Consider the following 1,711-nt stretch of genomic DNA (forward strand, 5'->3'; position numbering starts at 1 on the left):
CTGACTTCCAATGAGATGCGGCACAACTTATTGATGCGGAAAGATCGGACTTTCCGCTACTGACTACAGGGTTGCCCAACCCGGCGGCTGGGAGAAAATCGGGAGAAGATGCAGTTTTCCCAGCAGCCGATTCAGCTCCGGAGGAATCTTAGTCAAAAGACGAGCAACCGGCTTGCCTTTGACAGAGAGATGGCCCAGCCGGATCGTCTGAAGGCGGCGCAAGAGTCTGGGAACGTGTTCGAAAACGCCGAGCTTGCTCCACTCGGCGGCCAAACGAGCCGTCATCCAATACGCCAGGAAGCAGATCCTCACGTGGTTGCGGACGCGGTCGGGCCGCCAATGGAAGACCGGCCGAACCTCGAGGTAACTTTTTAGTTCGCAAAAGGCCTGCTCGACCTCGCCAAGGTTCTGATAGTGGGCCAGGACCTCCTTGGCGGAGGCCTCGGTGGGAAGAAGATTCGTTTCCAACAGATACCAGCCGTCCGTGGCTTCTTCCTTGGCGATCTCCTCCTCGTGAAGCTTCCACCAGAACCGGCCTTCCCCGTCGATTCCGTACCGGAAGTACTTGTGCGCCTTGCAACGCTCCAGCATCCGGCCGACCCGGCTTCCCAGGCGAACCGCATCCTCGCCCTTGCGTGCGTTTCGTTTGAACTCCTCCAGCAAAAGCTTCGCTTTGGCGATTCGAGCCTCCCGTCTCTCCCGATCCCGTTTGGCCCGCCATTCTCCTCCCGCAATGACGTACCGAAGGCCGTCCTTCTCCACTTCCATCCCTTCGGTCCGGTCCCAGATCTCCGGCTGCCGATCCCGAGGCAACTTGTCCACCAGCTCCTGGAGTTGAGCCCGAGTCGCCCAGCTCACGTATCCCAGCTCCATCCCCGTCAGCACCTCGAGGTTAAAAAAGCTTCGGATCCCGCCGTCGAAAACAAAGACCGCCTTGGCAATCCCCAAGCGTCGCCGCAAGGTGACCAGCAGCCCGGGGAGCGTCGTCGAATCGGCCCGGTTGCCTCGGAGAACCTCCACATGGATCGGGATCCCCTCCGCATCGGTCGCCACCGCCAAAATCACCTGCGGCCGCTCCTCCCGGTGATCCCGACTGTAGCCATAGCGAGCCAACCCCTTCGGACCCTCTCCCTCAAAATAGGTGCTCGAAAGATCGTAGAGCACCAGACGCACCCCGCTGGAAAAGGCTCTCCGAAAAAGTCCACGCTCGATCCGGCTCCAAACCCCGTTAAGCCCATCCATCGCCCGGTAGAGATCCTCTTCCTCGAATCCTTCGCTCTTCTCCAAGGAGCAGGCTTGCGCCAGAAGCGTCCCCCGAGCCTCCTCCTTCAAGGAAAGCTTCGAACAGGGAAAGAGAATCCTGCCAAAGATCAGAGCCTGCAAAAGCTTCCTCTTCTTCGGATCCTCCACCGAGGCCAAGACTTCCTCCAGGCCCCACCGCTCCCAAGCCTCCCGCAAAACCGCCAGACCCCCGAAGTCCGACTGCTCCTCAAGTCCCAGCGCCTCGACTTCGGCGACCCTCTTCCCCTGTAAGCCCAAACGAATCAGCTCCCGGACCTCTTCGGGTAATGCCGTGACGTTGCAGATCGTCCGGGCACGCGGTCCTCTCTCGCTCCGATACGACTCTCGGATAAAGTAACTCTTGTAGACCTTCCCCTTCTGCCGGGATTTGACTTCGCACAAGTACATTACGCACTTTTTTATACCACAT

General features: G+C 59.3%; 1 protein-coding gene. It reads right to left on the reverse strand.

Annotated features, from left to right (window positions below; genetic code table 11):
• Window positions 1-63 precede the first annotated feature (63 nt).
• A complete protein-coding gene (locus FN369_RS10890) occupies window positions 64-1,689 on the reverse strand; it encodes an IS1634 family transposase (RefSeq protein ID WP_142526156.1) in 1,626 nt (541 codons plus the stop codon).
• Window positions 1,690-1,711 lie beyond the last annotated feature (22 nt).

Source organism: Methylacidimicrobium cyclopophantes (genome assembly GCF_902143385.2).
In the GTDB taxonomy this organism is placed as follows: Bacteria; Verrucomicrobiota; Verrucomicrobiia; order Methylacidiphilales; family Methylacidiphilaceae; genus Methylacidimicrobium; species Methylacidimicrobium cyclopophantes.

What these genes read in the sequence shown, in the direction of transcription:
- FN369_RS10890 (WP_142526156.1), bottom strand. Translation starts at nt 1,689, where the DNA reads ATGTACTTGTGCGAAGTCAAATCCCGGCAGAAGGGGAAGGTCTACAAG.